The sequence below is a fragment of the Streptomyces humicola genome (genome assembly GCF_024436035.1).
Classification (GTDB): domain Bacteria; phylum Actinomycetota; class Actinomycetes; order Streptomycetales; family Streptomycetaceae; genus Streptantibioticus_B; species Streptantibioticus_B humicola.
On sequence record NZ_JANFNG010000011.1, the window covers coordinates 198,663 to 205,003 of the forward strand.

The 6,341-nt window shown below is 70.1% G+C and carries 4 protein-coding genes; 2 read left to right on the top strand and 2 right to left on the bottom strand.

Annotated features, from left to right (window positions below):
* Positions 1 to 48: 48 nt before the first annotated feature.
* Together NGB36_RS16725 and NGB36_RS16730 are read right to left on the bottom strand one after the other, a co-directional pair.
* Positions 49 to 3,108: an amino acid adenylation domain-containing SDR family oxidoreductase gene (locus NGB36_RS16725; RefSeq protein WP_255921086.1), complete on the bottom strand. Its 3,060-nt coding sequence runs from the start codon at positions 3,106 to 3,108 to the stop codon at positions 49 to 51.
* 47 nt (positions 3,109 to 3,155) lie between these two features.
* Positions 3,156 to 3,599, bottom strand: coding sequence for a pyridoxamine 5'-phosphate oxidase family protein (locus NGB36_RS16730; protein WP_255921087.1), 444 nt, complete (start codon positions 3,597 to 3,599; stop codon positions 3,156 to 3,158).
* Positions 3,600 to 4,193: 594 nt separating this feature from the next.
* Here NGB36_RS16730 and NGB36_RS16735 point away from each other — a divergent pair.
* Both NGB36_RS16735 and NGB36_RS16740 read left to right on the top strand, forming a co-directional pair.
* Entirely contained in the window at positions 4,194 to 5,159 is a 966-nt protein-coding gene (locus tag NGB36_RS16735; protein ID WP_255921088.1) for an ATP-binding cassette domain-containing protein, read from the top strand.
* A gap of 2 nt (positions 5,160 to 5,161) precedes the next feature.
* Positions 5,162 to 6,004, top strand: coding sequence for an ABC transporter permease (locus NGB36_RS16740; RefSeq protein WP_255921089.1), 843 nt, complete (start codon positions 5,162 to 5,164; stop codon positions 6,002 to 6,004).
* Positions 6,005 to 6,341 lie beyond the last annotated feature (337 nt).

Below are 6,341 nucleotides of genomic sequence, written 5' to 3' on the forward strand. Positions count from 1 at the left end.
ACTGGGTGGCTGTGGGGTCATGCTCGCACCCCTTTCCGGGTCGCGCGGCTAAGGGCGCTCGATGTAGCCGGTGGCGTAGAAGTACTCGAGGTAGCGGTCAAGCAGTTCCGCGTCGACAGGCGGGCAGTACAGGCCCGCGGTGGCCAGGTCGCGCTCGACGTTGGCTCGGCCCACGGTCGGGAAGGTGCCCTCGAAGTACATCTCCTTGACGGACATGTCCGCTTGCTTGCAGCGGTCCACGCACAGCGAGACGAACGGGGCTGTGGGGCTCGTGGGGTTCTGTGCGACATGGCGGACGAGTTCGCCCACCCATTCCTCGTAGGGGAGGCGGCGGATCCTGTGGCCGGCTGCGTCCATCCGGTCGAGCATGTCGCGCAGGTTCCCCGGGCGGGGGTTGGTCATGTGGTAGGTCCGGTGGGTCGTGCGATGCGTCGTGGCGATGTGCAGCACAGCGTCGGCGAGGTAGTCCACCGGGACGAAGTCCAGCGGCAGCGGGATGTCGGGGGCCAGCCCTGTCTCGCTGATCGTCTTGAACAGCGAGCAGATCGCGGTGTCGGTGTTGCATGCGCCGGTGCACCGGTCACCGGTGATCTCGTACGGCCGGTAGACCGCCACCGGCAGCCCCTGGTCCGCGGCGCCGCGCAGCACCTCTTCGGCAACCCACTTGCTCTCGGCATAGCCCATGGTGAGCCGGTCGGCGTGATCGAGCGGCAGATCCTCATCGACGTGCCGTACGCCGGCGGTGCCGAAGCCGGCCAGTACCGCGACGGTGGACAGGAAGTGCATGGGCACACCGCGCCCTGCAGCCAGCCGTATGAGCTGCCTGGTGCCCTCCACGTTGGCGCGGCGCAGCGCCTCGTAGGGGTAGAGGAAGTTGACCTGCGCGGCCGCGTGGACCACCAGGTCGAGGGTGTCGGCGAGCTCGTCGGCGCAGCCCGGTTCCATGCCGAGTTCGGGCTCGGCGAGGTCGGCGGGGAAGCATACGATGCGGTCGGCGGCCTCCGCGGTGGCGAGGCCGAAGCGGGCAAGGTTCCGCATCACCTTCTGCCGGGCGTGTGCACGGCCGCGGCTTCGCACCGGGCAGTGCACCCGGGTGCCGGCGCGGCGCAGCAGCCGGTCCAGCAGGAAGGCGCCGGCGAAGCCGGACGCACCGGTCAGCAGCACCTCCCTGGGGCGCTGCCAGTCCGGCTCCGGCCCACGTCGCGGTGGCAGGGTGAAGCCCAGCCGCGCCTCGGCGCGGAAGTCCACGGCGCCTGTGGCGGCGAGCCCCTCGCCCTGCCCGTCCTTGACGACGGCGAGGGCGGCGACGGCAGCGCTGAAGTCCTCCAGGGTCGGGGAGCGCAGCAGACTGTGGATCAACGCGCGGCCGTGCCGTGCGTCGAGCTCGAAGGCGGCCAGCGTGCGGGTGACGACCTCGGCTGCCAGCAAGGAGTCGCCGCCGATGTCGAAGAAACTGTCACCGGGTGCCGGGCACGTACCCAGCACCACTTGCCACACCTGCGCCAGGGAGTCCGACGGCCCCAGACCGGAGCGCTCCTCCCGCACCGGGGTGGTGACAGCTTCGGCGGCCGCCAGCCTGCGCAGCCGGTGGCGGTCCACCTTGCCCGCTGCGGTCACCGGGAACTGCGCGACCTCCACCAGCCGCGCGGGCACCGCGGCTGAGGGCAGCCACTGCGCGAGGCTGCTGCGGATGCGGTCCACGGGCAGCCCCTGACTGGGGCGGGCCGGTGTCACATATCCGATCAGGGTGCCGCCCTCCTGTTCGACGACGGCCTCGCCCACCGCGTCGTCCGCCCGCAGTCGCGCCTCTATCTCGTCCGGCTCGATGCGAAGCCCGCGCAGTTTGATCTGCCGGTCCGCCCGGGCCCGGTACTCCAGGAGGCCGTCCGCACGCCGGACCACCAGGTCACCGGTGCGGTAGAGCCGCGTCCCGGAATCGAAGCAGTTGCCGACGAAGCGCTCGGCGGTCAGCTCGGGGTCACCGAGGTACCCCAGGGCGAGCCCGTCTCCGCCAACCAGGAGTTCACCCTCCTCGCCGACGTCCGCAAGCGTGCCGTCCGCGCGTACCACGTAGCAGGTGGAGTTCTCCAGGGGACGGCCGATCGGCACGGCCGTCACCTCGGGAGGAAGATCGTGCACCAGGTATGCGGTGGAGACCACGCTGTTCTCGGTCGGACCGTAGAAGTTGACCACCGTGGTGTCCGGGCAGGCCGCCAGTATCGCGCGCGCCAGCTGAGGGTCCATCGCCTCACCACCGGCCGAGGCGAACCGCAGAGACCGCAATGCCCACGGCCTGGTGCGCGCGATGTGGTGGAACACCCCAGTGGTCAGATAGGCGACGCTGACCCGCTCGGAGAGCAGCCGCGATTCCAGAGCGGCCGGTGACAGCAGCTCCTCCTGATCGGCGATCACGACGCAGGCGCCGGCGAGCAGCGGGGACCAGATCTCGATCGTGGAAGCGTCCGAGGAGAGACCGTAGGCGTGCAGTACCCGTTCGCCGGGCCGTGGACGCTGCCAGACCAGGTCGGAGGCGGCCAACCGGACCACGCCGCGGTGCGGGATCGCCACAGGTTTGGGGCGACCGGTCGAGCCCGATGTGAAGATCACGTAGGCGCAGTCCGTGGGGTCTGCCCCGGCCTGCGGGACTCCGGCCGGGGCCGTGGCCGCCAGGCCGCCCAGGTCGATGCGGGTACGCACGCGCCGGATGCGGCAGACGCTGCCCGGCAGCGTCACCACGGTGTGGACCCCTGCGTCCTCGGCCATCGCCTGCAGTCGCCCGGGCGGTGAGGAGTCGTCGAGCGGGACGTACGCGGCACCGGTCTTGAGGACGCCCAGGAAGGCGACCAGTGCTTCCAGGGACCGGCTCCCGCACACGCCGACCTCGTCACCGTGCCGCACCCCGGACTCGCGTATCCGGGCGGCCAACGCGTCGGAGCGGACCTTGAGCTCGCCGTAGCTGATGCTGCGGCCGTCCTGTACCGAGGCAGTGGCCCGCGGGCGGAGCTCCGCCTGGGCGTCGAACAGTTCGTGCAGACAGCGATCGCGCGGATACCATACCGGCCCGGCGTTCCAAGCCACTGCGACCGGATAGGTCATCTCGGTGACCATCGGAAAAACCTGTCTCTCCTGCGCGTGCACCGCCTGGGCCCAGAGGACTACGGGTCGAATTCCGCAGCGAAGGCGGAGAAGTCGGCTGTCCGCCACCTCTGGGGCCGCATGCGGATGAGGATGTTGTCGGTCAGCTGCTGGCGGTTGGCGGCCAGGTACGCCGCCGCGGTATCCGTGTCCAGGTACCGGTGGGCCAGCGCCTCGTGCTCGGCCGGGGGCAGTGGATCCTCCACGGCCACCACCGGCCCCTCCACACTGACGTAGCGGTAAGGGGCCGACTCGTCCTGTGCGCACAGGCTGAACCGCCCCGCGTCGCGGATGAGCCGGGCCTTCAGCGTCTTCCGCCCCGTCTGGATCGTCACCAGTCCACCGGGCCGGTAGGAATACCACAGCGGAACCAGCAACGGACCACCGCCGCTGCGCGGATCATCCACCCCCAGGATTCCCACATGCAGGCCGGCAAGGAAATCTTCCCGATCTTCAACCGACATCCTGAGATCCACTGGTGCCACCTCGATTCGGCGGAGAACCGCGACCGGTGCTGGCCCTGGTGTGAGATGCGGGCCGGTTGGGTGGTGCCCGGCCGACGGGTGGGCGGCCGTCGAAGGCCAGCCAGGGGGCCCTCGGGCGCTGCAGACGGTCGTCGTTTCCGCCTGCCGACCCGGCGCAGTCCGCAGGGTCGGGCCGGGCCCTCTCTCAAGCTTTTCACCAAACCTGACCGGTTCGCATTCCGGGCGACTCGAACAAGGGGGTTGCCGCCCCGGGACGCTCGGCAGGAAGGGCGTCTCCAACCGGCCGGCCGAGATCGCCAGGCCGTGGCGGCCGAGCCCCTCATGCGATTCGTGGTGGACCGCGGACCGGAAGGCCCACTGATGCCGACCGGGCGGTGCATCGCATATGCGCACCATCCTGGTGGGGGGTGGACCGCAGCGGCCTGCCGGCCGAGACCGCGGCGACGGCCGGGTGAACCCGTGGGGGCGTGAGCCGGCGAGCCGTTCCCCAACGGGAACGCAGAATGAGAGGTGCGTTGTCAATGGTGGGCCGCTGCGCTTGATCTGTAGCCGGCCGGGAGAAGGAAGACGCACATGGGGGCTGCCATCCGCGCCGAGGGTCTGGTGAAGACCTTCGGCGACATACGGGCTCTGGACGGGGTCGATCTGGACGCGCCGGAGGGCGCGGTGCTGGGCCTGCTCGGCCCCAACGGCGCCGGCAAGAGCACCGCGGTGCGGGTACTCACCACGCTGCTGCGGCCCGACGCGGGCAGTGCCCAGGTCGCCGGATTGGACGTACTCAGGCACCCCAACCGGGTCCGCAGCCTGATAGGCCTGTGCGGCCAGTACGCGGCGGTCGACGAGTACCTCACCGGCCGGGAGAACCTCCAGATGGTCGGCGAGCTGTACCAGATGCGGGCCAGGGACGCCAAGACACGCGCCCGGGAGTTGCTGGAGTGGTTCGACCTTGCCGAAGCAGCAGACCGCCAGGCCAAGACCTACTCCGGCGGTATGCGCCGCCGGCTCGACCTGGCGGCGGCACTGGTGGCGCGGCCCCCGGTCATGTTCCTCGACGAGCCCACCACCGGCCTGGACCCGCGCAATCGGCTGGCCCTGTGGGAGCTCATCGAGACGCTGGCGGCGGAGGGCACCACGCTGCTGCTCACGACCCAGTACCTCGAGGAGGCCGACCGGTTGGCGCACGACATCGCCGTGGTCGACCATGGCCGCGTGATCGCACGCGGCACCGCCGACGATCTCAAAACCAGGATCGGCGGCGAGCGGGTCGAAGTGGTGGTCCACGACCGCCAGCTGATCGGCACGGCCGTGGCGGCGCTCACCCCGTACGGCCAAGGCCAGGCCAGCGTGGAGCAGCACACCCGGCGGATCACCGTCCCGGTGAGCGGCGGCGCCCGGGTGCTCGCCGACGTCATCCGCGAGCTGGACAGGCGAGACATCCTCATCGACGACATCGCCCTGCGAAGGCCCACCCTCGACGACGTCTTCCTCTCCCTCACCGGCCACGCGGCCGAAGAGACCGACCCTGGGAAGGACGCGTGACCATGGCAACTGTCACCACCGGAGTGGCGGGTCACGCAACCCCGCAACCGCGCGGCGGAGTCGTCCAGATGGCGCGCGATTCCTGGGTAATCGCCCGGCGGAACCTGCGCCGCATGACCCGCATACCCGAGATCGTGGTCTTCGGACTGATGCAGCCGGTGATGTTCGTGCTGCTCTTCTCATACGTGATGGGGGGCGCGATCAGGATACCGGGCGGCGGCTACCGGGAGTTCCTGATGGCCGGGATCTTCGCCCAGACAGTTGCCTTCGCGGTGGAAGGGGCCTCGGCCGGCATCGCAGACGACATGACCAAGGGCCTGGTGGACCGCTTCCGCTCGCTGCCCATGGCGCGTTCGGCGGTGCTCGCCGGGCGGACCCTGGCCGACGTGGTGCAGAGCGCCTTCGTCCTGCTGGTGCTGGCAATGGTGGCGCTCCTGGTGGGCTGGCGGGTGCACCACGGGATACTCAAGGCGCTGGGCGCCTTCCTGCTGCTGCTTCTACTGGGCTACGCCTTCTCCTGGATCGGGGCGCTGATCGGCCTGTCGCTGCGCAGCCCAGAGGCAGCCACCTCGGCGGGCCTGATCTGGCTCTTCCCACTCACTTTTCTCTCCAACGCCTTCGTCCCGGTGAACACCATGCCAGGCTGGCTGCAGGCGTTCGCGTACTGGAACCCGTTCAGCGCCACTGTCCAGGCCTGCCGGAAACTGTTCGGCAACCCCGGGGCGGACAGCGCGCACGCCTGGCCGATGCAGCATCCGGTCGCGGCATCCACGCTCTGGTCACTGCTGATCCTGGCGCTGTTCTCCTGGCTGTCGGTGCGCAAGTACCGCAACGCGGTCGGCTGACCGGCCGAGGAGAGGCCGAACGGCGGTGGTTCCGGGCCCGATCGACGGCGGACCCACGGTAGGCACGCAGCGCCGGGGCTGGAAGTGGATCTCGAGTGTGCGATGATCTTGCTCTGTGGCGTGTGGGACACGGCGGTTTCCTGCGGGGTCCCCAGAGCGCACGCGAAAGTGTGCACGCAGATGCCGTACCCCGGCACTGCTCGTCGTGGTGGCACTCGCGGAAGCCACTGGCTCTCCGAGCACGCCCGGCACCCGTAGACCATCGGCCCGGCGCTGTCGTCGGCACCCGATCGGAGTAACGCAGCGGGCCGCTCGGTACTCCATGTGGTGGTGTTGG